Below are 23,658 nucleotides of genomic sequence, written 5' to 3' on the forward strand. Positions count from 1 at the left end.
CTAAGGGTAAACTTAGTGGTTAGATTTTACCCACTAGGTCAATTGAAGGAGCCAATGTTTCTTCACCTGGCTGCCATTTAGCTGGACATACTTCGCCATCGTGAGTTGCAACATATTGTGCAGCTTGAATTTTACGAACTAGTTCAGAAGCGCTACGGCCAATACCTAGGTCATGAATTTCAGCGACTTTAACTTGGCCTTCAGGGTTGATAACGAAACTACCACGAAGTGCTAAACCATCTTCTTCAATCATTACACCAAAGTTGCGAGTGATAACACCAGTTGGGTCACCAATCATTGGGTAAGTAATTTTGCCGATTGTGTCTGAACTTGAATGCCAAGCTTTGTGGGTAAAGTGAGTGTCAGTTGATACTGAGTAAACTTCAACGCCCATTGCTTGTAACTTTTCATAATGGTCAGCCATGTCGCCCAATTCAGTTGGACATACAAAAGTAAAGTCAGCTGGGTAGAAAAATACTACTGCCCACTTGCCTAATAAATCTTGCTCGGTAACTTCAACGAAAGCACCATTGTGGAATGCAGTTGCTTTGAAAGGTTTGATAGTGCTATTGATGATAGATTGTGTCATGTCATGCTCCATTTAGATTTACATTAAACCCGATACCAATATGGTTTCGGTGATGGCAAACAAACTGTGCTCGTCATCTGATGTAGTCATAATAGCGATCGATACCAATTAAGTATAACGGATAAAAACTATCACCTTAATCGGTTTTTCATATTGAACTATCTGGTTAGATAAATCCAAAAGCGTAAAAAACAAATACCGACATAGGTCGGTATTTGCTTAATGATACTTACAGGCGGAAATTATTCCCAAGGACCAAATCTTGTCAGTACGCGACTGACATTAATTTCAAGTTTTTGTGAAAGCGTTTGGAGCTCCTGCTTATTATTAGCAGCAGAAAAACAATTCGCTTTATTAGTGGCAAACACCACCCAATTTCCGCCGCCAGTTAAACATGCAAAGACTTGGTTAAAATGTGCATGAAGTGTGTCACGTAACTGTAAATCACGGCTGTGTTCTTTCCAGCAATTTAACACTAAAAAACCATCGGTTTTGAGCAGCTGTTTTGTTTGTTCAATAAATTGAGTAGACAGTTGTTGTTTATCTACGCCTTTGTCACTGTAGATATCGGCAAAAATGACATCCACTTTTTTGTGCTCTGCTTGGGCTAAAAACTCATACGCATCTTGATGTAATACAGTGAGCTTTTTACTCAAGGGTAATTGAAAAAAGCGCTTAGCGACTTCAATAACTTGTTGGCGCAATTCAACGGCGGTAATCTTAATTGCCGCATCAAAATGCCTCAGAGAATGCACTAATGCCCCGCCTCCTAAGCCTAAAATAATGACACTTTTCGGTTGCGAAAATAACAACACAGCCAACATGGCTTGAACATAGGTATGTTGCGGTACATGTGGTTGGTTCTTATCCATTTTACTTTGTTCATCATTATCACCAAATGACAAAACCCGATAATCGCCATCGTCGAGTACACAAAAATCACCAAATCTATCACCGTCGACGTGCAATACTTTATAATCGGACATACTTCACTCAGTGAGGAGTCTTGCTTAATATACGACAGCAAGATTTTTCTACTTTAAAACTCTATTATACCCCAGAATGCTGGCCGAAGTTCGCGTCAAATAGCGTATGTAACACAATGTTTTATTATCATTACGAGATAGGGAATTGACATGTTTAACCATTTATTGATGATCTTTATTTATTTGGCGGTGTTCTTTTTTGCCCAACGTCAGGTTAATAAATGGATCCATTTGCAAGCTGAAAAGAAACAAGTCAGTGAGGTTCGTAGCCGTTTAATTACCCGTTTGATTTCTTATTTGTTGTTTTTTGTGACGATATCCGTCATGGCGGTGTCATTAGGGTTAGGCTATCAAGAGGTGTCGCTATTTGTGTCTTCAGCCTTTGCGGTATTAGGCGTGGCGCTATTTGCTCAATGGTCGATATTGAGCAACATCACTGCTGGTGTATTAATCTTTTTTGCATTTCCGTATCGTATTGGCGATCGAATAAAAATTGTTGATAAAGAAGAAGATATGAGTGGCATTATTGTTGAAATCAGTTTGTTTCACGTATTGATCAAACGAGATATCGGCGATGTAATGACTTACCCTAATAGCTTAATGCTACAAAAAGCGGTGATTAAATTACCCGAACCACGAACATCAAGCGCGCTTTCAACAAGCAACAAAACTAAAGCGAAGATTAATGCAAACCGAGCGCGGTGGTTAAAGTAATCCCCAGGCAGCCACTTGATGGTTTATACCCAAACGACCTCGAAATACAAGATTGTGCATGCCCAGAAGTGACAGAGTTCAAGGGTCTAGGAATAGCGCGCCTACGGGCTGTTTCAGACACGATAGCAAGAGATAACAAGCGATAACAAGCGAACGCTGCGCTCAAGGATGGGACCGCTTCGCTGCTAAGATTTTATAGGATCTAGCCGCGAAGCGTCCTAGCAGCGCAGCGATCTAGGCTCTTGCTATAAGATTTTATAGGATCTAGCCGCGAAGCGACCTAGCAGCGCAGCGATCTAGGCTCTTGCTATAGATTTTATAGGATCTAGCCGCGAAGCGACCTAGAACCTAGAACCTAGAAATAGTGATCTTAAACAGAGCATCACCATTCTGTTCAATCACTGCCTTGTTCCGTTATCCTACGGGAGCTCTGAAGCGAGCATGTTGGAGTGGCTTGGGTATATGTGTACTTAAGCTCAACGCAGACATGCAATAAGACTAGTTTAATACTCGATGAAAAAATGCCACCGCTTGTAAATACATTTGCAATGCTAAAGCGGCATCGTAACGCTCGCCTTCATCACGCATAAAAGCGTGTTGTGCATTGACTTCAAGCCAAGTAAAGTTTGCATTTACCTGTTCAAGCTTTTGATAAATAAGCTTACGACCTTCTTTAGTGACATGCGGATCTTGCTTACCAAACACCATCACTAACTCGCCTTTTATATCACCAGTACGGGTTAATGAATCATTGCCTTCTTGGCAAGGTAATGTGTTTGAATGAATGTCGGTTGGGTATAAACAAAAAGCACCGCTGATGTCTGGATTAAGTGCGGTGCGGTAAGCTAAGTGACCACCGATACAAACACCCATAGCGCCGACTTTATCACTGCAAAATGACTGTGCCCGTGCAAAGTCAACTAACGCACAAGTGTCACTGTCATGATGTTCCAAAGGCTTGGCCCACTTGTCTGCATTACCTTTATCTTTACCGACTTCATCATAAGCCAACACGGTTCCGATAGGATTTAGCTCATGAAACACTTCTGGTACTAATACAACAAAACCATGGCCGGCTAAGATTGCCGCTGAGCGAGCAATAGGCGCGGTTTGCTGAAATATTTCTGAGTAGAAAATAATGGTCGCAAATTGGCCTTTAGTGTCTGGACGATAAAGCGTGGTACGCATTAAGCCCGTAGCCGTTTTAATGTCGTGAATTTCAGTTATTGTAATCATAATGTTCCATTTATTTTGCACTACGCCTAAGATTTATCAAGCTGGGCAGAGTGTGATTATAGTCTATGTACTCGTAAATATTCCGGTTAACCCGTACGAATTAAAATAGTTCATTATTACAGGTTTGCCCTGTGGTCAACTGAGTCACATTCGTTAATGTTGTTGAGGCTATCGCATTTAATGCCTCTTCAGTTAAAAAGGCTTGGTGACCGGTAAAAATCACATTATGACAAGCAGACAAACGACGGAAGATATCATCTTGAATAATCTCATTTGATTTATCTTCGAAAAATAATCCTTTTTCATTTTCATATACATCAAGCCCTAACGAGCCAATTTGGCCATCTTTTAACGCTTCCATCGCATCAAAAGCGTCTAATAGTCCGCCGCGGCTGGTGTTAATCACCATCACACCTTGCTTCATTTGGCTAAAACTGACCTTGTTGAGTAAATGATGGTTATCTTTGGTCAACGGACAATGCAAACTAATGATATCGCATTGAGGATACAGGCTTTCTAATGAGACATATTCGACGCCAAGATCAATTACCGCTTGGTTTGGATAAGGATCGTGGGCGATCACTTTACAGCCAAAACCTAATAAAATTTTAATGGTGGCCAAACCAATTTTACCCGTACCAATCACCCCAACGGTTTTGCCAAACATGTTAAATCCGACTAAACCCGACAACGCAAAATTGGCATCACGAGTGCGTTGATAAGCTTTATGAATTTTACGATTTAAGGTCAACATTAAGGCCACTGAATGCTCGGCGACTGACTCAGGTGAATATGCTGGTACGTTAACGACTCTCATCCCTAATCGCTCGGCAGCAATCAGATCGACATTATTAAAGCCTGCACAACGCATGGCGATTATTTTTGTACCGCCTTTTGCCAACTCAACTAACACTTCTTCACATAAAGAGTCGTTGACGAACGCGCACACGACTTCATAGCCTTCTGCTAATTTTACGTTTTGCATGCAAAGTCGGTAATCAAAGAATTCAATATCAACCTTAAAGGTTTCGTTAATACTATTGAAATGGCGAATGTCGTAAGGCTTTGCGCTAAAAAATCCAATTCTCATAAGGCTCCAAATGCGTTAATGGCGCTATCGCGATCGTTTACTACTATTGAATGCAATAGTCACGCTCAAAACAGAGGCTAATTGTATGTGAATTAACAGTTATTGTCGTCAATATCACACGGGATAAAGATGAAATTGTGATCCAGACTCTCCCTTGTTAATAGCAACTACAACAATAATCACTCTGCAGTATAGTTTGCTTGTAACGCCCACAAAAAACATCCTTTTAGCGTTATAAACCTCATCCATTTCTTTCCCATATCAACACGGATTTAGCCAAGTTCTCTGGAGCCACATTCGTGACGCCTTGATACAGCCGGAAACTAAACATAGCGAATGTCGATTTCATTTGTTCATCAACATATTCTCATTTCACTCTACTTCAAATAATCTAGAGTAGAGACGCTCTTAAGAGATACCTAGTAAGCTAGAACACATGATAAAGAACATCTACTTAAGGCATTCATTAATTAAATTGAATAATCATATTGAAAATAAAAAAAACTGCTGTACCCATCACTGTTTTAACGGGGTAAAATTGCTAATGTTACCGCAATGTTAACCTAGCAACGACACTATGAATCAGAAAAAGAATTTGCCAGTATCAAACCGCCGATTTTGGATTGAACGGATAAGCAAAACTGCACTCAGAGCACTGCACATTATTGGTGTAGTGGGCAGTGGTGGTGGCATTATCTTTAATCTTGAGTTATCTCTGTGGTTTAACTATTGGCTTATTGCAATCGTATCCGGTGTATTACTAATGAGTTGGGAGATCATTAGAGATTGGCGCTGGCTAATACAACTCAAAGGAGTGTTAACCTTACTAAAAGTCATCCTACTAGGATTTTTTATTCAAATAAGTCAGTGTCATTCTGAATTAGTCATCTTTATTATTTTATTATCTGTTATTGTATCTCATGGACCCGCTGGATTACGCCATTACTCGATAGTTCATCGAAAAGTGATCCAGAGCAAAAAAGAAATAAAAGGTTAATACACCACAACAGAGATGACTCTAAGGACACGGGATGTTCCCTTACCCAGACCAATATCGCATTGCTATGCCGCCATTGACTACCGCTTTTATGGTGGCTTGGGCGTTGATGAGTCACGCCATTTTCACCGATGCTAGCCCATTTTCACTTTATCCATTATTAGTACTCTTTCCAACTGTCATTGGTGCGCACCTTTTTTTAATTTGGCAAGCAAAAGGTATGAGTCGTCTTGATCAATGCTTTTATGCATTGGTACATATCCCACTTGCGTTTGTAGTGTGGACATTCACCATCATGCACGTCAACGGCAATGCATTCTCTTAAATCGTCGTTTTTAGTCTTTCAGCAATACCATTCTATACTTGCACATCATAAGCCCTAGCGGTATCTTTGCCGCGAATTGACTCACGAGAGCAACTATGGCTGATTTCATTTACAACCCACCCACCACTCCTTGGCTAGATATTGTGTATCAAGACAAGGATATTCTGGTCGCAAACAAGCCCTCTGGACTACTATCGGTTCCAGGAAGAGAGGCTATTTATCATGACAGTATTTATTCTCGGGTTTTAGCTGAACATCCAAATGCGCAAATTGTACACCGATTAGACATGGCTACCTCAGGGGTTATTGTCGTCGCACTACGACGCAGTGCTGAACGAGAATTAAAACGTCAATTTCGTGATAGAGAAACAGCCAAAACCTATTTTGCTCGAGTGGCTGGTCATATGAAAACCAGTATCACTAAAGTCGATTTACCGCTAATTTGTGATTGGCCTAATAGACCCAAACAAAAAGTAGACCACACTGTTGGAAAACCTTCGGTGACGTTAGTTGAAGTCGTGAGCTATGGTGCTAAGTCAACATTAGTCAAACTCACTCCTATTACTGGACGCTCGCATCAGCTTCGAGTCCATATGATGGCATTAGGACACCCTATCCTTGGTGATGGATTTTATGCCGATGCTTTAGCAAAAAGCTTATCACCTAGGTTACTCCTTCATGCCGCGGCATTATCGATAACTCACCCCTACTCTCAACAAGTAATGCATTTTGAGTCTCCCGTCACGTTCATGACCCCAACGGAGGATCAATAACAAAATTAAACATTGTTAATAACCATGCTAATTTTAGTAGCTATTATGCAATGAAAGTCGTAGATTTATGACCAATTAATGGTTTATTAGGCTTTATACCGTGGATAGCTCATTTCAACGTGATGAATTAGACAATCATATACTTACCGCACTTATGCAAGACGCCAGAACACCTTTTGCGGAACTGGCGAAACGTTTTAACGTCAGTGCTGGGACGATCCATGTTCGCGTTGAAAAAATGAAACAAGCTGGCATTATTACTGGCGCACAAATTACCGTAAATCCCAAAGCGCTCGGTTACGATGTTTGCTGTTTTATCGGCATCAATTTAAAGAGTGCTGGTGATTATCCGGCTGCGATTGCCAAGCTAAATGAACTAGAAGAAGTGGTAGAAGCCTATTACACCACCGGCAATTACTCGGTATTTGTAAAGGTAATGTGCCAATCTATCGATGGATTGCAGCATGTGCTAATTAACCGTATTCAATCTATTGATGAAATCCAGTCTACTGAAACACTTATCAGCCTACAAAATCCCATCGTAAGATCGGTAAAGCCCTAGGCCATGGAGGGCTAAGTAGCCCTCAAGCCCTGCATTAACTCCAAAATTGTCAACTCCCACTCGTAAATAACACAACTTCAATCACAAACCTGCACATACTTATTAACAATTGATTGCCGTTTTTTTAAGTTACAGTGTTACTTTTGTTAAACCTTTGTGCTACAAATGCTACTGATGTGCCATAGAGTGCAGCAAAAAACTGAAAATATTATAAACACCATCACTTAATATACATCGTGTTACAGCGATATCCCCCTCAAATTGAGTGGTGTCTAAAAACAAGGAAGAAGTTGTGAAGACAAAATTAGCCCTAGCCATTTCGGCAGCACTAATATCAAGTGCTACTTATGCAAATACTCAATATAGCTCTAACCATGCAGGCATTGAACTGCTTTCTACTGACCATAACAAAAAACCTGCGGTTAAAATTAACGATGTCAAAGCTCCTCAGCGTTATATTATTGAACTAGAATCACCTGCTATTGCAAAATATCAAGGTGGTATTTCAACTTATGCTTCTACCGCGATTAAAGATAAAAATAGCAAATTAGACATTCAATCAGCTCCAGTTAAAAGCTATGTGTCTCATCTGCAGGCCGAGCAAGCTGCATTTACAAAAGCCCTTTCAAAGGTTGCTTCAAATGCTAAAGTTGAGCGTCAATTTACAACATTATTTAACGGTGTCACTATTGTTGGTCAAGGGTTAACTGTTGAACAAATAATGGCTATTCCAGGGGTTATCTCTGTATACCCTGAAGCTATGTACAGCACTAACATGGATGCTTCACATGAAATAATCAACAGTGAAGCTATGTGGAATGCTGTTGAGGGCATGGAAAATGCTGGTAAAGGTATTCGTGTTGCCATTATTGATGGTGGTATTCGTCCTGAAAACCCAATGTTCTCAGGCGAAGGTTTTGAAGCGCCAACAGGGATGATGCCAACCGATGACTACTGTTCAACTGTGGACAGTTCATTTTGTAACGACAAATTAATTGTTGCACGTTGGTCACAGCCTACATTCCCTGTATGTGCAGATGAATACATGAGCCCATTAGGGTTTGGTGGTCATGGTACTCACGTTGCCGGTACTGCTGTAGGCAACAAGGTAGAAACAACATTCCAAGGTGTTGATGTTACATTATCAGGCGTTGCTCCAGCCGCATATTTAATGGCTTATAAAGCGCTGTATTCTACAGAAGATTGTTCTGGTGGCAGCGGTTCTAACATCATGCTGATGGAAGCATTAGAGCATGCTGTTAATGACGGTGCAGACGTAATCAATAACTCATGGGGTGGTGGAGCCGGTGCAGATCCAGCAAGCAGCCCATATAAAACAATGTTTGAAGCTGCTGAAGCTGCTGGTGTTGTTGTAGTAAGTGCTGCGGGTAACGATGGTAACGCAGCTAAATCAGTAGGTTGTCCTGGTTGTATTGAATCTGGTATCACTGTAGCTAACAGTACTACTGGCCGTTATTTTGCTAACAGCTTCAATGTTGGTGGTGATGATTTATTAGCGATTCCAGGATCTGATACCATTATTGAGATGGATATTACTGCTCCAGTTATTTCAGCACTCAATATTGATGCCGAAAACTTTGAAGGTTGTGATCCATTCGCTGCAGATTCATTTAAAGATGGTATCGCACTAATTTCACGTGGTACTTGTAACTTTAGCGATAAAGTGACCAACGCTGAAGCTGCCGGCGCAACTGCCGTTGTTGTTTATAACAACCGTGCTGGTGCTCCAATATCTATGTCAGTTCCAGGCATTACATTCCCTTCTGCTATGATCTCACAAGATGATGCCATGGCAATTATTGATTCAATGGGTGATACAGCGACTCAAGGTACTATTGGTTCTGAAATTAAACGTATTGTCGCAAGCAACCTAGCAGATACAATTAATCAGTCTAGCTCTCGTGGCCCAAATGGTAATGAAAATATTCTTAAGCCTGATCTAGCAGCTCCAGGAACAGATATTTTATCAGCTTTCTCACCAGATGACGGTGGAGAAAACTTTAACATGATTACTGGTACCAGTATGGCCAGCCCACATGTGGCGGGTGCTGCTGCTTTATTAAGCCAGTTACATCCAGATTGGTCATCAATTGACATTAAAACAGCATTAACGTCCACATCTACAATTGATGGTATTTTAGATTATGATGCATCAACTCCGGCTACTCCTTTTGATATGGGTGCGGGTCGCATGGATTTAGATGCTGCAGCAAAAGCAGTATTAACATTTGATAAGCCTTCAATTGCAGCAGACTCTTGTGTCGGTATCTGTACCTTTACTCGTACGGTTTACAACAAGAGTGATGAAAAATCATCTTGGGCGCTTTCTGCAAGTTCTGGTACTGCTGGTCTAATGATTTCACCATCAACACTTGAACTTGAAGCGGGTGCATCAGCAACCTTCACTGTCACTGTTGATTCAACATTTAGTGAATATGGTGATTGGATATTCGGTAATGTGATGATTAGCAGCACTGAAGGAAAGCAAAATGCTCATCTTCCATTGGCTGTACTCGCTAAAGAGTCAAGTGATTCATCATTAATATCAGCTTTTACAACTGACACTGATATTTCTGTTGCTGATCCTTTCACAATAAAATCTGTTGTGAATAACACTATGTTTGAAAACACGGTAACTCTGACGGCTACGGCTCCTAAAGGCACTAAGCTTACATCAAAAGATGATGTATCTGTGGTCCTGAACGGCGCCTCGCAAAATGGTCTATCTGTTGATGAAAACACTGGCGTAGTCACTTGGGTTGGTTCAATGGATTTACCTGAAATGGTCACGACTAGTGGCACAGGTACATATCCTAATATTACCGCTCTTGGCTTAAGTCAAACACCTGCTTGTTTAGACGGTTGTGATGAAACTACATTTGTATTTACAGTTCCAGCTTATAAGTACAATGGACAAACTTATACAGAAATCACTATTTCGGATAACGGCATAGTCATTCCTGGTAATAGTTCAACTGCAGGCACTTATGCTAATAAAGAACTACCTGATAGCTCAAATCCAAATAATATCCTTGCACCATTCTGGTCAGATTTTGATTTAAGTGATGGTACAGTTGGCGATACTGGTGGTGGAGCAATCTCTCTTGGTGTAGTGAGCACTGGAACAGCTTCATTCTTAGTTGTTGAATGGAATGATGCGCAACTTTGGGGCGATCCTTCAGGTGATCAGTATAGCTTTAGCGTGTGGTTAAAAACTGGCGATACTGAAGAAGTCACATTCAATTATTACGATATTCCTGGTATGCCAGCTAACGTAACGATTGGCGCTGAAAACATCAGTGGTAGTATAGGTACAACTCATTACTTTAACGGTGCAGGCACATCTGTTACTAATGATGACTGGGTTGAAGTAAGATCAACAACTGCAGGTAGTGTTGAACTTGCTTATAAAGCAATGGTTACTGAGTTTAGCTTCGGCCAAACTGACACCCCTTCACTTGATGAAGATACTTCTATGGAAGGTAATGTATTAGATAATGATACTAAGCCAGACCAAAAAGTAGCTCGTACTCAAGTAACGGGTGATGGCATGACGGCTAAGGCTCAACGCTTAATCGATGTGTCTCCTGCTGGAAAATTAGACACTGTTGTTCTTGTTGATAAAGTGACTAATGGCGAACTGACGTTAGCAGCAGATGGTGCATTTACTTATACACCAACAGCTGACTTCACTGGCACGGATACATTCTCTTATACATCAACTGATGAAGAAGGGAATTTGAGCACGCCTACACAAGTCGTTATTACTGTTAATAACGTTAATGATGCTCCAACGGTTGCGCCTTCAGGAATGAATAGCGCTGGTGGATTTGTAGTAACAGCAAAAGCAAACGGTAAAGACATCGATGGTGATGCTTTAACTTATAATTGGGTTCAAACTGGTGGTAAGAGTGTTAGCTTTACCAACGGTGGTCCATCAATTCTGTTTACTGCTCCAGTAGGTGATGACACCTTCACTTTCACAGTAACTGCATCTGACGGTGAGCTGACAAGTGCACCAGGTACAGCAACCATTAATGTTACCGAGGAAGTAGAGCAATCTTCTGGTGGTTCTATGGGTTGGTTAACTGCACTATTACTACCATTAGCTGCATTACGTCGTCGTAAGCACTCATAATAGTAATCATTAATTTGGCATAGCCTAAATGATGTAAAAAAAACCAGCTGTTATCAGCTGGTTTTTTTATTGGGTAAAAATATCAAACTAGATAATCTTAGTTATTCATCTTCATCCGATTCATCAGCATGAGCAGAAGCTTCAAACTGCTCTACATTCGCCAATTGTCCAAACCAGAAGTCTGAGCTCACCATCTTAAACTGACGAGATAAACCTTCACTTGATACTAATTCTAGCTTCCACAATATCCCTAAGGCTTCTGGAAATTGTGTCCCGGTAATTTGGTCTTCATATAATCGATGCAATAGTGCATCAGGAGATAACCCAGATGCTAGAAGACGTACCATCGAGGCATGTAATGACGCATCAAAAATAGTTAACTCTGCAGCGTCAGTTGCTGTGACATTAACCATAAACTCAACACCGGTAGGCTCCGCAAAGACACCATTAAATGCTTCTCTCAATAAAGCATAAGCGCTAAAAAAACCTTCATGGAGCAAGCAATCAGAATATTCTTCCCACATTCTGTCACCGATCATGTCATTACTTAACTGATCAATTTTACCTTCAGTTAATTCACTGAATAAATGCGTCAAGATGATTTTAGCTGCTTCATTGGCCTCTAAATCATTTAGAGACATCATGCACATTTCTCTAAGTTCAGTAGCCTCCATTCCTTCTAGGCCATCATCTAAGCCCATAATAGCCATCAACTGAAGGTAGTCTTCATTTGACCAAGCATTAGGGATCTTATTGATTTTACGAAAAGAACCAATTTGAACATTAAATTGTGCTTGCATGGAAACTCCTTCTTATAAGCGTCAAAAAGTGACGAAGATAGGTCAAACTAATACCCAACATGTGCAATCGCAATACTGTATAAGAGCAAAAACAAAAAATGTCATACCGATAGACCACTAAATAAACATAACAATTTGATTTATAATGCTTTATTAAAAATAAAATATATTAACAATTATATTAAACTTTGTTTATATGATATTAATTTAGCTTATAAATGAATCAACTCACATTTTTAAGCCATTTTATCTTAAACAGAAATGGAATGAGATAATGCGAAGAAACCCTATAATGATTCATCATTATAGTTCAAATTGAGTTAAAGACAGAAAAGGAGAAGTCACCCTGACAAGTGAACTTTAAACAGTTAAAAGTGGCGTAAAGAATAGTATTGAGTCAGCATAAAAACTCTCACAGCCAAAATATCCTTGCTAAAGAAACAGTAAAGAACGATAAGCCTATTTCAACCTCAAAGCCGCTAATCATCAAGTCATTTGTACTAATCAAATGTATTCGAGAATGTCTATCAAAGATACTTGAATACGTTCTGTTGTGGAGAATGGCAATACAGATACAAACAAAAATCTAACGGCTTGCCGATTCACAGATGAGACTTAGTGCTGTTGATCCAAAGCAGCTTAATTTGTATCTGTTATCTTTGAATTTAAAGCATTAAAAAGCCCTGTTCAATTAAGAACAGGGCTCTAAATAATGGTACCTGAGGTCGGACTCGAACCGACACGCCGCGAAGCAGGGGATTTTGAATAGATAGTGTGTAAAATGGCTATTAATTATCAGCTAGTTACGTTATAAATATCTTACTTTGCAAATTCTTTGCAAAACCACTTCAGAATCAGACTATGAGCAAACAGGTTGAAAGACACGATATTTCAGACGAACTATACGTCTACCTACAAGACAATAGCAAGCGTTGGTATGCCCGCATCAAAGTAGCTGGTAAGTGGCATTCTAAAGCGACTAAGCAGAAAGAAAAAGAGAAAGCCATCGGCATGGCCTATCGGCTTCAAATGGAATACCAATTCATGGCTGACCGTAATATTCTGGTCAGCACAAAACGCTTTCGCGATGTAGCTGAAAAAGCAATTATCAACATGCAAGAGGCTCTGGATAATGAAACTGGGGCACTTAACTATAAGACTTATATTCAGGTATTGCGTAAGTACCATATCCCTTTTTTCGACCGTATTTACATTACCTCAATTGATAGTGAAAAGCTGCGTGAGTTTGATAAATGGCGTATTGAACAATTCCAGCGTGTCCCTGCCAAATCAACGCTGCTGAATCACAACGCCGCCATGCAGTTGGTATTTAAAGAAGCAGTAGATCATAAATGGATGTTAGCAGCTCAAGTCCCTCCCCTATCGACCAAAGGTGCGGGATCGCAACGTCGAGCACATTTCTCTCATGAGGAATATGAAAGAGCCTTCGATGCGGTATTAGCACTTGAGCAAAACAGTATTAGGGAGAAAACCCGCCAAATTCGTGAACTGCTTCTCGATTATATGGAATTTGCCGTTAATACGGGTATTCGACCTGGTACGGAGATGGAAAGCCTCACGTGGGGTGACATCAATATCGATACCAATGAACACAACATTATCTTCTATATCACGGTGAGAAAAGGCAAAACGGTCAAGCATACAGGTATCCGAGAAGTCGTATGCCGTGATGAAATATTCTCCAGCGTTCAATCATTACGAGAACGATTTCCTAATAGAAAACCTGCAGACAAGCTATTTAAGCTAGCGGATGGAACTTCGAGCAAAGAACTCGGTAAGGCGTTTGAAAAAGCGATATCGGAAATTGGTTTGAAGTCGTCACCACATGGTGTCAGAACGTTGTACTCCCTGCGTCATACTTACATCACATGGCAACTAATGTCTGGTAACGTCAGCATGGAAGTATTAGCTAAACAGTGTGGAACCAGCATTGCCATGATTGAACAACACTACAGCCATGTTACCCCGAAGATGTACAGTAAAGAGCTATCGGGTGTTGACCTAGGTAAAGAAAAAACCAAAGTAAAAGACAAAAAAGCATCTGGCAGTAAACAAAATGAAGCTAGGCTAACAGAGCTGTTTAAAGAGTGGAAAATCAGCTATAAAATTCGAGGCTGCATTTAAAATTTAAGTGATGCTCGGCTGGGAAGTAATTCACAGGGTTCACAGTCGAGTACATTTGCAATTTTATATAACATTTCTACTGTGATATTTACTTCAGCTCTTTCTATACGCCCAATATAGCTTCGATCAATATCAGCACACAATGCCAACTCATCTTGAGAAAGACCTTTTTGCTTTCTCATTTTTCTCATCGCATGACCAAACTCAACCGCTAACATTTTCATAGTGTTCCCTTTTTTTCAAGGCAACCACTATGAGAATTTGCTTACGAACTAACCACGGATTATAATCCGCATTTAATGCGCATAGTCCTCATTTAATCTTTGAGCTAAATTGGGTGTTGTGTCATTTACCGCAGACCTAACTGCTCAATCTGTATCATAAGGAAATGAAATGAACTCGTTCAAACTTGTATTTAAAGGCGAGATTACTGAAGGCAAAGATCCCCACAAGCTAGGCCAAGCATTAGCTAAATTTTTAAAGTTTCCTGAAGAAAAAGCACATGTATTATTCTCGGGTAACCCTATATGCATCAAGAATGCCTTGAGCGAAAGTGAAGCTAACGCACTAAAAGCTAAGCTAAACGCTGTGGGTATCATTACCTACATCAAGCCCGTAGCAACTCAAGCCGCAACGGCAGCACCTTTAGCTACACCTGTAGCGCCACAACAAGTAGCTAAGTCATCGACTGAAGCTAAGCCTGCTACAGCCACAAAACCGACAGTGAAATCCTATGATGATTTAAGTAAAGGCTGGCAGAAGGTGTTTGCTGAATTTGACCTTAGACAAGCTGACAAGTTGGGCTATTTTGCTTCAGCAAAAAGTCCTGCACATACCTCAAGACCTAAAAAGGAGCAAATAAAGGGGCAGAATGTCGTTAACATGAATGCACTCGCATTCGTGTTTGGCTCGGGGTACTACTTCGCTAAGGGCATGTGGAAGAAAGGTATTTACCTGTTTCTCATGCTAATGCTGCTGAACCTGATAATCCTAGCGGTTGCATCACTCATTACTGACAAGAACCTGAGCAAGCTTCCTTTTATCATCAATTCTCTTGTCTTCGGTCTTACGGCTAATTATGACTATTACCGCTATTACAAGCTCGGTGAAACCACATGGCCTTGGATGTCAAAATGGATGACGGGCTGGTTAGGTATCGCAGGCTCGACGATTATAGTCATCCTTATTGTCACGGCCATCACTTACGTTCGCATGGCAGATGTGCTGAATGTACTCGCCGTAAAAGAGGGGTACCTTGATGACTACAAGCAAACCAATATAGGTCAGGCGTTTGATAAATGGACGCCTTGCGCCAGTACGTCTTGGACAGAGCAAGAAAGTGGCAATGGCATCACCACAGTTGTGTATACCTGCAATATGAAGTTGAAACACTTTAAGCTAGTGGGTCAAAAAGCCGCTGAAGCGGTAACTGGAAAAGTAGATGAAGCCTTCATCCCTCAGATCACACGCGCATCATTGACGATTCAGTTTCTCATCAATCTGGACGATACCTTTGAAGTCAATACAGCAAGATGGCAACTGTCATTGGGAGAAGGCAAAGAGTACACCCCGTATATCACCGCCAACAATGCCCTAGATGACATCTACAGCAACTCTCTCAGCAAGGCTATCGGCGAAATATTCACACCAGAAAACATCCTAATCAATCAAGTAACGAAGTAATCATCACGACCAACAGCCTGCTTTAATCAGGACAACATAACAGGGAATACCAATGAATAAGTGCATTCACGCAAGCATCACACTCGCTATGACATCGATAAAGACACCGCCATCAAAGGCAAACACACTGCTTTTAAGCATACTTGCAACAACTTTACTTGCTGGCTGTGGCGGCTCGGAAGGTGACAGTAACGATGATGCAGGGCAAGTCATCCCAACCGTCTACAGCATCTCTGCTACAGCCACTCAAGGAGGGAGCATTTCACCCGCACTCAATACGGTTGAATCAGGTTATACAACAAGTTTTACTGTGACACCTGATACTGGTTACGTGGTAAATGACATTAGCGGTTGTGGTGGTTCGTTGGCCCAAAACACTTATCGAACAGGTGCCATTAACACACAGTGTACAGTAGCCGTTTCTTTTAAACTAAGTACCTTTAAAATCACAACTCAAGCTGCGACTGGCGGCCAAGTAAGCCCAGAAAGTATTGATGTAAGCTATAACACCAACGCAAGTTTTAACATTTCACCCGATATCGGTTATAAAATTCAATCAGTCACGGGGTGTAATGGCACACTTAATAACACAGAGTATACGACTGGCACTATTGCATCAGATTGCCAAATCAATGCTACCTTCACTACCATAGGTGATGGGAGCATTTCAGAGCGCTATACCGATAACGGCAATGGCACGATTACCGATAAACAAACCAATTTAATGTGGATACGCTGTAGCCTAGGTCAGACTTGGCAGGATGGAGCATGTAAAGGCAGTCCTAGTACATTTAGCTGGCTCTACGCAAATACCCTTTCATACTCAGATGGTAATCACTCTGATTGGCGCTTACCCACTAAAGAAGAGCTAAGCTCACTCGTTTTTTGTTCATCGGGTAAGCCGATTTATTGGAAGACAAATGACGAACTGTGTACCGGTAATTTTGAGAGTCCTACTATAGCGCAAACTGCATTTCCACAAACACCCTCAGGACCATTTTGGACATCAACGGCACAAGATAACGCTTCAATGGGAAATAAATGGCTTATCTATTTCGACCAAGGCTATGGTCGCTGGAACGGGCCAATCCTAAATTTATACGTCAGGCTTGTAAGAGATAATTAGCACTACTTTTAAAAGTGAGACACAAATCCAACATTAGTTGGATTTGTGTCATGTAACAGTGATTTTATTGTCCAATTGTGCTTATCATAGCACACAGATATAAACGCAAATGAATATAGAAGAAGGCTTTCAAGGATGAATCAACACCATAAATATAATGACATACCTTTACCAATGCGCCCTATCGACCCAACACCTCTGGATATGATCATTTATCAGTATGAACTGAAAGCACGCAATTTTCACAATACCAAAAATAAAGCGACTCCTGCCTCAGAAAGCGCTGAACAGAAAACACAGCGTATTGCCAAAAGAGACAGAGATTGGAAGCACCTTAGACTCGAACGTAGAACAATTGCAGCTCATATAATGATGCAAGAGAATTTGACCACTTACAGAGAAGAGAATAAATCAAAAAATGTTCGAGAGTTACTTGCTGAAAGACATCACCCTACACAAAAGCTTGCTAGAAATTTAAGAGCTATCGGAGAGCCCCAACCAACACCAATTCATGAAGCTCACCACATCATTCCAGGTGAAGGGAGACACCGAAAACAATTAGTGATCAGCAGCCGCTTAAACCTACATGCATATGGTATCGGAATTAATGACCCACTTAATGGCATATGGCTGAGAAATTTCGCAAGAAACAACGCTGATGACTGGGCGACACCCGAGTCACCACCACACAGACCTATTCACACTTATAATTATGAAACATGGATTTCATCAATGTTTTCAAATGACAATCTACCTGAGGCTGTTTTTGTATCTAGACTCCAGTCGGTGAAAAGAAAGCTAAAAGATGGTAGTTTCCCACCAAATATCCTTGAGAAAAAGTCGGTCTAATCTAATGAATAACACAATGAATATTTACCGATTGAAACCAATAGAGAACAGTATTGAAGTACCCGATTTCAGCTTGCTTGATTTGGCTGAGACTATTGGTGATGAAGACTTATCTCTGATTAGACGTCAGCCCAGAACAAATGAGAGCTTGGCTGGTAAATGGCGGCAAACTCAGTGCAACTTAGCATCTGCTTATAAGAACGGCAAACCTGTACCAGATGTCTCGTATTGGGGTACTTATCTAATCATGTCTATGACGGCCTATGAATTATTTAAAACTCAGCTTGAAAATGAAGGGGAATTCTTACCAATCAAAGTTGAAAGTGCTCAAATGTATATTTTTGTTCCATTAATATTTGGTAAAGAGGATTTGAGTCGTACCGTCAAACATTTCGAGGATGGCTATGAATGTGGTCTTGAGCAGCTCTCTTTTGATGCTCATTGTGTCGCAGAAACGTCTATTTTTAAGTCCTTGCTATATGGTACTCATGCTTTATTTGCTACGGAAAAATTTAAGCTGAAATTTGATCAAGCAAGCTTTACTGGGCTTGTGTTTGATACTGACTTAGTTAGTGTTTTTTGAGCGGATATCACTGCTTCTTGCCTAAGCACACTTTACTGGCACAATGCTAATGGCCTACTTACCTAATAAAGAGAATTACACAGGTTGCCGCTACACATCGACCTTGAATAGTATAAGAATCATTTTCACCATGAGCTCCATCGTTATTGCCACGTATTGCATGTTTCGGAGTAATCCTATCACTCATTCCGCGATAATCCGGTCATTTTAGGCCTAACTCCGGAATCCATGATCGGTTTATCGCGGATTCATTCTTTTTTATCTTTTAAATCAATTAGTCGCTACCATTATTGGCATCAAATAATACTACTGGAAGCGACAATGCCAAAAAAGAGAATAGTTATGACTAAAATCAACGAGGTTTTACGCCTCAAATTCGACTGCCAACTCTCCAATCGCAACATCGCTACCTGTGTCAAAATCGGCTTCTCTACCGTCTCTGAAATTCTCAGTCGCTTTAAGCTCAGCGAGCTAGGTTGGCCACTTCCCGATGGCACATCAGATCAGCCCTCGCTATTTAATGTTTTTAAATGATAGGATAAGGCATAAAATTCAGGAGCTTAAAATGGCACTATATAAACGCGAGTTTGGTGAAGACTTTAACTTGGGCTTTAACCTAGCAGACTTCCCTTGGCTAACGGATAAGAGCTGGCATAATGATATGAGCCCTAGCTTCTACTTTAAAGTAGGTATTCAGCATCTGGTACTATGGGTGGACTTCGAGGCTCCTGATGATCGCGAACAAGAAGAAGAGCGGTATCTTGTGATGACAGCTATCAACGAAGGCACAGATAACGAACCAGAAATTAACACTGGTGAAGATAGTGAAGTCGTGTTTACAACTGAAAGCCCAGCTGAGCTAACTGCGTACCTAAACAAATTAACCTCAGCACACTAACCATAAGGAGAGTTTCATGGATAAGGACTCACGCACAGCCCTACCTTTTGAAGAAGAATATCAAGGCTTTGAAATCTATGTTGAAGAAAATCCTGATCATTATAATGAAGGCTATGTCTGGTCAGTCAGCAAAAATGATGAATGCCTCGATGAAGGTATAGAATTTGACATTCAAATGGCTATTGATGCCGCCCGTAAGGCAATGACAGCCTTTGAAAACGGAGCAAACTAATCAACTAGGGTTTATTGCTGATCATCTCAACATGTAACCTACGGACAAACTCCTATGAAGCCACATCTAGCAAATCAAGGGTGATATTGCGAACAAAACGCTCAACGTCTGAAATGGTAATTGCGATCAATACCTGACTTACAGGCCAATTTTTGTTGGCTTCGCCCAACCTCATTGCTTAGTTACCTTATTGTCTGCTCACTAACAACCTTAATCTAGGTCACTCGTTCATAAAGTGATCATATAACAAAGTGTCATATTCCTATCTGATACACACCAAGTCACAGTGCAGACTTGCGACCGCACGAAAAATATCGCTACGCCCAGCTCTAACGAATATAGAAAAACGTTAGTAACCTTATCCGCCACTAATGTAAGATACGCTGGAAAATCATCGATTCCCAAGTTAAAATTACTGTATGAAAACACAGTATCAAAATCTTATATCTGGCATAAACATTGAAGACCCCATATATGCAATCAAAATCAAAAAGATATGACACCTTGGGTGTCAAGCCGCTCTCTTTTGATCCAAACGGTCAAAATTTGTCAAAACCCAGATGTGTGGACTTTTTCGCTGGCAGTGGGCTTGTGGCCGAAGCGATGAAAGAAGATTTCGACACTGTTTGGGCTAATGATATATGCCCAAAGAAGCAAAATGTATTTGCAGCAAACCATCCCCAACAGATTTTTCATCTTGGATCTATCGAAAATATAAAGGGAACAGTTCTCCCAAATCACGAGCTATCTTGGGCAAGCTTTCCATGCCAAGATTTATCCTTAGCTGGAAATATGAAGGGAATTGAAAGTGACCGAAGCGGAATGGTATGGCAATGGTTAAGAATACTTGATGAGATGAGTTATCGTCCATCGATCGTAGTGGCTGAAAATGTTGTTGGCTTAGTTTCATCAAAGTCCGGCGAACACTACTTATCATTACATAAAGCTTTAAATGAACGTGGATATGCTGTTGGTGCGGTAATGTTGGATGCTGAAAAATGGGTACCACAATCTCGTCCAAGAGTATTTGTAATTGGAGTTAATAAAAACATAAATTATTTAGATTTAACAACTAATGAACCAAACTGGGCTCACTCGAAAGCTATTATTAATGTTGCATCAAAAGCTAAGGACTGGGTGTGGTGGAACTTACCTATACCTGAAAAGCGAGGTTCTGGCTTGAATTCTATTATAGATTTTGATTTGCCCTTCGAAGATGACGAAAAAGTAAAATATCATCTGAGCATGATACCGGAAAATCATATGTCTAGGCTTAAGGATGCCATCAGAAACGGGTCAAATGTTTTTCCTGGATACAAAAGAATCCGCAATGGAAAGCAAGTTCTAGAAATTAGGTTTGATAATATTGCAGGCTGCTTGCGAACACCCTCTGGAGGAAGCAGTCGCCAACACGTAGTCATTTATAAAAAAGGAGTTTTAGGTACAAGATTATTATCAATAAGAGAAACGGCAAGACTAATGGGTGCCAGTGACGATTATCAAGTCCCGGGCACCTATAATCAAGGCTATAAGGCAATGGGTGACGCTGTAGCAGTTCCAGTTGTGAACTTTTTAAGTAAGCATTTACTGTCTCCGCTAGCTAAAAGATTAATAATCTAGATGACATCTAATTTGCCTTTCCTGTGAAAGTGGCAGTTCATATTGAATGATTTAAAGTTTTTCTTCTAAACCTCAGATATTTAGGCTTTAATAGATGAATTAATGTAATTTGGGAGATTTACAAAGTGATTGATTACGGAACAGGAAAGAGCACATTTGAAACAGAAGAGCTTCGCAAAGCCCTTTCAAATTTTTTAGATAGCGAATTTGAAGGACAAAAAATAGGAAATTATAGATATGGAGTTTATGCTTTTTTTGACTATGAAAGGGAACCTATTTATGTGGGGCAAACATCTGAAAGCCTAAGAACGCGAATCCGCAGGCATTTAACAAATAGACGAACGGATGCTGTAGCGATGTCAGTCCTTGACCCTATGGAAGTCTATGAGATAAAAATTTGGCCAATATTAGAGTCAAACGTCCAAAATATAAAATCAGTACTAGATGCAATGGAACGTAAAGTACACGATATGGCAATACTAGAATCGAAATTTAATGCCATTCTCAATGAAAAAGAACCTCCAATGGCTACTGTAAGCGTTGACTTGCCAGAATCGTTTAGTGGCATAATTGTTACACCTGAGGTTTTTGCAATGAGAAGCCACCCAGATTTCCGAATAGCTCGAAGAGCTGCCACAATTGCAAAACTATCTCATATAATTAGCGAAAGAAAAGTTAACAATGGCCTACGAAACACTCTTTTGACACAAGTAATAAGGTTGCAATGGCTATCTAAGACAAGAATCGAGGCTATTACTCAAAGAGCAGTTAACAGTATAGAAGAGCAAGAACTATGAAAATTAACTTCACCTTCAAAACTTGTACTAAAAACAATCGAAAAGCGTAGATATTGATATTTTATTAACTCATTATGACTTTTTACTTGCCAACAAAACACAATCAAGTTAAGATTCGCCCGCTTCCAAAAGATGGGTCGTTAGCTCAGTCGGTAGAGCAGTTGGCTTTTAACCAATTGGTCGAAGGTTCGAATCCTTCACGACCCACCATCTTAAAACACAATAGTGAAGATATAGTATTGATGATACTAAATTTATATCCCACTAGATTTGAAAACAAGTTATCATTTATATAAAGAAAATATATAAAAATGTATGGTCAATTTAAAAACCATCTCTTCGTTAAATTTATAGTATTTTTTATTGATAGCCATTCATAGTAAAAATATTAACCAGATATTCATACCCAGTGCAATCGGATACGGAACTATTGTTCTTAACGCCTCATCTATTGAATATTTAAAATTTATCAGACAATATAATCTTCCTTTTTAAATAGTGGTCCAATAATGCATAGGATCTTGGTTCCCCCACATTAGTTTTGTCAGGATACAATGTGAATTTTGTTTCCGATAAAGCTTCTCGATAAATAATGGCATTTCAGCTAAGTACTTCTGCTCACAAAATTTAAACACTTTTCCAGTACAAGTACCTTGGTTGGGTAATAATGTTACATATGTATCCCCCCCATTACCTTCTTTGGTATTTTCATACACGAATGAATCGTAACCTCGACTAATAGCCCAATCCTTTAGCTTAAAGGTCAAGTCTTGCCATACTAACTCAGTATTTGATTTAAAACGAAAATCCTCACCTACTGCAATTGACCTATTCTTTCGCTCTTTCAATTTGTTTAAAAAAAATCTATTTGTCTCTCGCTTCCTTTTGATCACATTGATGTTTAACATCGATTCTCTGATATAGAACTCTACATGATCTATATATATCAAACCCTCAAACGGTTCGAACAGCTTATACAATTCATTTAACTCTGTGAGTGAAATATCTTTTTTATCAATGACTTCAGGCCCTGCACTTCCAATAGGGTCATCCTCCCATAAGTCAACTAACCGCATTGAACGGCCAGTTTTGACTTGATACTCATAGATGTAAAATTGTTTTGCAAATTCACTAAACAATTTTGTAAAATCCGGAATTGATATTCTATCAACTAAAATATTATTTGTATTAATGACATTTACTTGATTTCCTAGGATCATATATACATTCTGATGTGCAAACATACCATCAATTCTATCAGCCGAAACATCTGGACTGGAACCAAAGTGGCTTAGAATGAATTTCTCATTACTAATTTTCTCTTTACTTACGTTATAAAAATACATCATTCCCTCGAAGCCATAGCGTAAATAAATTAAGTAAACATTAGATAATATCAAATTACGTACGAAGTGATAGTACCTAAAGTTGCATGGTATTAAATAGCTAAGATAGCTAAGATAGCTAAGATAGCTAAGATAGCTAAGATAGCTA

The 23,658-nt window shown here is 40.0% G+C and carries 22 protein-coding genes, 1 tRNA gene and 2 pseudogenes; 18 read left to right on the forward strand and 7 right to left on the reverse strand.

The window, feature by feature from the left end:
• Positions 1-19 precede the first annotated feature (19 nt).
• Complete coding sequence (gene ahpC / locus AAEY97_RS07990; protein WP_101086214.1) at positions 20-589, reverse strand: alkyl hydroperoxide reductase subunit C; 570 nt, start codon at positions 587-589, stop codon at positions 20-22.
• A gap of 242 nt (positions 590-831) precedes the next feature.
• On the reverse strand, positions 832-1,575 hold the full coding sequence (locus tag AAEY97_RS07995; RefSeq protein WP_350997914.1) for a spermidine synthase: 744 nt from the start codon (positions 1,573-1,575) through the stop codon (positions 832-834).
• A 150-nt stretch (positions 1,576-1,725) separates the two neighbouring features.
• Here AAEY97_RS07995 and AAEY97_RS08000 point away from each other — a divergent pair, with 150 nt between their 5' ends.
• A complete protein-coding gene (locus tag AAEY97_RS08000) occupies positions 1,726-2,289 on the forward strand; it encodes a mechanosensitive ion channel domain-containing protein (protein ID WP_101086216.1) in 564 nt (187 codons plus the stop codon).
• Between the two features lie 498 nt (positions 2,290-2,787).
• Here the strand turns inward: AAEY97_RS08000 and AAEY97_RS08005 are convergent, their stop codons facing one another.
• Together AAEY97_RS08005 and AAEY97_RS08010 are read right to left on the reverse strand one after the other, a co-directional pair.
• Positions 2,788-3,525, reverse strand: a complete 738-nt coding sequence (locus AAEY97_RS08005; RefSeq protein ID WP_350997917.1) for a dienelactone hydrolase family protein — start codon at positions 3,523-3,525, stop codon at positions 2,788-2,790.
• Between the two features lie 100 nt (positions 3,526-3,625).
• Entirely contained in the window at positions 3,626-4,615 is a 990-nt protein-coding gene (locus AAEY97_RS08010; RefSeq protein ID WP_350997920.1) for a 2-hydroxyacid dehydrogenase, read from the reverse strand.
• 577 nt (positions 4,616-5,192) lie between these two features.
• Between AAEY97_RS08010 and AAEY97_RS08015 the strand changes: the two genes are divergently transcribed.
• The 5 genes from AAEY97_RS08015 (at position 5,193) to AAEY97_RS08035 (ending at position 11,431) form a co-directional block, all read left to right on the forward strand.
• Positions 5,193-5,612 carry a hypothetical protein gene (locus AAEY97_RS08015; RefSeq protein ID WP_101086219.1) on the forward strand — a complete coding sequence of 140 codons (420 nt, stop codon included), beginning with the start codon at positions 5,193-5,195 and terminating at the stop codon, positions 5,610-5,612.
• Between the two features lie 34 nt (positions 5,613-5,646).
• Positions 5,647-5,937: a hypothetical protein gene (locus tag AAEY97_RS08020; protein ID WP_101086220.1), complete on the forward strand. Its 291-nt coding sequence runs from the start codon at positions 5,647-5,649 to the stop codon at positions 5,935-5,937.
• A 95-nt stretch (positions 5,938-6,032) separates the two neighbouring features.
• A complete protein-coding gene (gene rluA, locus AAEY97_RS08025) occupies positions 6,033-6,710 on the forward strand; it encodes a bifunctional tRNA pseudouridine(32) synthase/23S rRNA pseudouridine(746) synthase RluA (RefSeq protein WP_350997922.1) in 678 nt (225 codons plus the stop codon).
• A 100-nt stretch (positions 6,711-6,810) separates the two neighbouring features.
• A complete protein-coding gene (asnC, locus tag AAEY97_RS08030; protein ID WP_011636002.1) occupies positions 6,811-7,272 on the forward strand; it encodes a transcriptional regulator AsnC in 462 nt (153 codons plus the stop codon).
• A 292-nt stretch (positions 7,273-7,564) separates the two neighbouring features.
• Positions 7,565-11,431, forward strand: coding sequence for a S8 family serine peptidase (locus AAEY97_RS08035; RefSeq protein ID WP_350997925.1), 3,867 nt, complete (start codon positions 7,565-7,567; stop codon positions 11,429-11,431).
• A gap of 101 nt (positions 11,432-11,532) precedes the next feature.
• On the opposite strand, the gene AAEY97_RS08040 is transcribed toward AAEY97_RS08035, so the two are convergent.
• Positions 11,533-12,231, reverse strand: coding sequence for a hypothetical protein (locus AAEY97_RS08040; protein WP_350997927.1), 699 nt, complete (start codon positions 12,229-12,231; stop codon positions 11,533-11,535).
• A gap of 466 nt (positions 12,232-12,697) precedes the next feature.
• Between AAEY97_RS08040 and AAEY97_RS08045 the strand changes: the two are divergent.
• Both AAEY97_RS08045 and AAEY97_RS08050 read left to right on the forward strand, forming a co-directional pair.
• A pseudogene (locus AAEY97_RS08045) lies at positions 12,698-12,772 on the forward strand (DUF1508 domain-containing protein); the annotation flags it as partial.
• Positions 12,773-13,092: 320 nt separating this feature from the next.
• Complete coding sequence (locus AAEY97_RS08050; RefSeq protein WP_350997930.1) at positions 13,093-14,376, forward strand: tyrosine-type recombinase/integrase; 1,284 nt, start codon at positions 13,093-13,095, stop codon at positions 14,374-14,376.
• On the opposite strand, the gene AAEY97_RS08055 is transcribed toward AAEY97_RS08050, so the two are convergent.
• The gene (locus AAEY97_RS08055) at positions 14,373-14,600 is read right to left on the reverse strand and encodes a helix-turn-helix domain-containing protein (RefSeq protein ID WP_350997932.1); all 228 of its coding nucleotides are present in this window, start codon (positions 14,598-14,600) and stop codon (positions 14,373-14,375) included. The genes AAEY97_RS08050 and AAEY97_RS08055 overlap by 4 nt on opposite strands.
• A gap of 169 nt (positions 14,601-14,769) precedes the next feature.
• Here AAEY97_RS08055 and AAEY97_RS08060 point away from each other — a divergent pair, with 169 nt between their 5' ends.
• From AAEY97_RS08060 to AAEY97_RS08105, 10 genes and pseudogenes are all read left to right on the forward strand, one after another.
• Positions 14,770-16,059: a DUF2628 domain-containing protein gene (locus AAEY97_RS08060; protein WP_350997934.1), complete on the forward strand. Its 1,290-nt coding sequence runs from the start codon at positions 14,770-14,772 to the stop codon at positions 16,057-16,059.
• Positions 16,060-16,111: 52 nt separating this feature from the next.
• Complete coding sequence (locus AAEY97_RS08065) at positions 16,112-17,185, forward strand: DUF1566 domain-containing protein (RefSeq protein ID WP_350997937.1); 1,074 nt, start codon at positions 16,112-16,114, stop codon at positions 17,183-17,185.
• 135 nt (positions 17,186-17,320) lie between these two features.
• Entirely contained in the window at positions 17,321-18,034 is a 714-nt protein-coding gene (locus AAEY97_RS08070) for an AHH domain-containing protein (protein ID WP_350997940.1), read from the forward strand.
• Positions 18,035-18,050: 16 nt separating this feature from the next.
• On the forward strand, positions 18,051-18,617 hold the full coding sequence (locus AAEY97_RS08075; protein ID WP_350997943.1) for a hypothetical protein: 567 nt from the start codon (positions 18,051-18,053) through the stop codon (positions 18,615-18,617).
• 321 nt (positions 18,618-18,938) lie between these two features.
• Positions 18,939-19,121: pseudogene (locus AAEY97_RS08080) on the forward strand (IS21 family transposase); the annotation flags it as partial.
• Positions 19,122-19,182: 61 nt separating this feature from the next.
• The gene (locus tag AAEY97_RS08085; RefSeq protein ID WP_350997946.1) at positions 19,183-19,515 is read left to right on the forward strand and encodes a hypothetical protein; all 333 of its coding nucleotides are present in this window, start codon (positions 19,183-19,185) and stop codon (positions 19,513-19,515) included.
• A gap of 16 nt (positions 19,516-19,531) precedes the next feature.
• Positions 19,532-19,747, forward strand: coding sequence for a hypothetical protein (locus AAEY97_RS08090; RefSeq protein WP_350997949.1), 216 nt, complete (start codon positions 19,532-19,534; stop codon positions 19,745-19,747).
• Positions 19,748-20,221: 474 nt separating this feature from the next.
• Positions 20,222-21,367 (forward strand): DNA cytosine methyltransferase, encoded by a 1,146-nt coding sequence (locus AAEY97_RS08095; protein ID WP_350997951.1) that lies wholly within the window; start codon positions 20,222-20,224, stop codon positions 21,365-21,367.
• A 125-nt stretch (positions 21,368-21,492) separates the two neighbouring features.
• A complete protein-coding gene (locus AAEY97_RS08100; protein WP_350997954.1) occupies positions 21,493-22,164 on the forward strand; it encodes a GIY-YIG nuclease family protein in 672 nt (223 codons plus the stop codon).
• 134 nt (positions 22,165-22,298) lie between these two features.
• Positions 22,299-22,374: transfer RNA gene (locus AAEY97_RS08105), tRNA-Lys, on the forward strand.
• 281 nt (positions 22,375-22,655) lie between these two features.
• On the opposite strand, the gene AAEY97_RS08110 is transcribed toward AAEY97_RS08105, so the two are convergent.
• Positions 22,656-23,513 (reverse strand): hypothetical protein, encoded by an 858-nt coding sequence (locus tag AAEY97_RS08110; protein WP_350997956.1) that lies wholly within the window; start codon positions 23,511-23,513, stop codon positions 22,656-22,658.
• Positions 23,514-23,658 lie beyond the last annotated feature (145 nt).

The sequence above is a fragment of the Shewanella sp. TB7-MNA-CIBAN-0143 genome (assembly GCF_040310065.1).
Lineage (GTDB): Bacteria > Pseudomonadota > Gammaproteobacteria > Enterobacterales > Shewanellaceae > Shewanella.

Coding starts and splice junctions, on each gene's coding strand:
- AAEY97_RS08075 (WP_350997943.1), top strand. CDS start 18,051: ATGAATATTTACCGATTGAAACCAATAGAGAACAGTATTGAAGTACCC.
- AAEY97_RS08070 (WP_350997940.1), top strand. CDS start 17,321: ATGAATCAACACCATAAATATAATGACATACCTTTACCAATGCGCCCT.
- AAEY97_RS08060 (WP_350997934.1), top strand. CDS start 14,770: ATGAACTCGTTCAAACTTGTATTTAAAGGCGAGATTACTGAAGGCAAA.
- AAEY97_RS08020 (WP_101086220.1), top strand. CDS start 5,647: ATGTTCCCTTACCCAGACCAATATCGCATTGCTATGCCGCCATTGACT.
- AAEY97_RS08085 (WP_350997946.1), top strand. CDS start 19,183: ATGGCACTATATAAACGCGAGTTTGGTGAAGACTTTAACTTGGGCTTT.
- AAEY97_RS08065 (WP_350997937.1), top strand. CDS start 16,112: ATGAATAAGTGCATTCACGCAAGCATCACACTCGCTATGACATCGATA.
- AAEY97_RS08010 (WP_350997920.1), bottom strand. CDS start 4,615: ATGAGAATTGGATTTTTTAGCGCAAAGCCTTACGACATTCGCCATTTC.
- rluA (WP_350997922.1), top strand. CDS start 6,033: ATGGCTGATTTCATTTACAACCCACCCACCACTCCTTGGCTAGATATT.
- AAEY97_RS08090 (WP_350997949.1), top strand. CDS start 19,532: ATGGATAAGGACTCACGCACAGCCCTACCTTTTGAAGAAGAATATCAA.
- AAEY97_RS08005 (WP_350997917.1), bottom strand. CDS start 3,525: ATGATTACAATAACTGAAATTCACGACATTAAAACGGCTACGGGCTTA.
- AAEY97_RS08015 (WP_101086219.1), top strand. CDS start 5,193: ATGAATCAGAAAAAGAATTTGCCAGTATCAAACCGCCGATTTTGGATT.
- AAEY97_RS07995 (WP_350997914.1), bottom strand. CDS start 1,575: ATGTCCGATTATAAAGTATTGCACGTCGACGGTGATAGATTTGGTGAT.
- ahpC (WP_101086214.1), bottom strand. CDS start 589: ATGACACAATCTATCATCAATAGCACTATCAAACCTTTCAAAGCAACT.
- AAEY97_RS08040 (WP_350997927.1), bottom strand. CDS start 12,231: ATGCAAGCACAATTTAATGTTCAAATTGGTTCTTTTCGTAAAATCAAT.
- AAEY97_RS08000 (WP_101086216.1), top strand. CDS start 1,726: ATGTTTAACCATTTATTGATGATCTTTATTTATTTGGCGGTGTTCTTT.
- AAEY97_RS08050 (WP_350997930.1), top strand. CDS start 13,093: ATGAGCAAACAGGTTGAAAGACACGATATTTCAGACGAACTATACGTC.
- AAEY97_RS08110 (WP_350997956.1), bottom strand. CDS start 23,513: ATGATGTATTTTTATAACGTAAGTAAAGAGAAAATTAGTAATGAGAAA.
- AAEY97_RS08095 (WP_350997951.1), top strand. CDS start 20,222: ATGCAATCAAAATCAAAAAGATATGACACCTTGGGTGTCAAGCCGCTC.
- AAEY97_RS08055 (WP_350997932.1), bottom strand. CDS start 14,600: ATGAAAATGTTAGCGGTTGAGTTTGGTCATGCGATGAGAAAAATGAGA.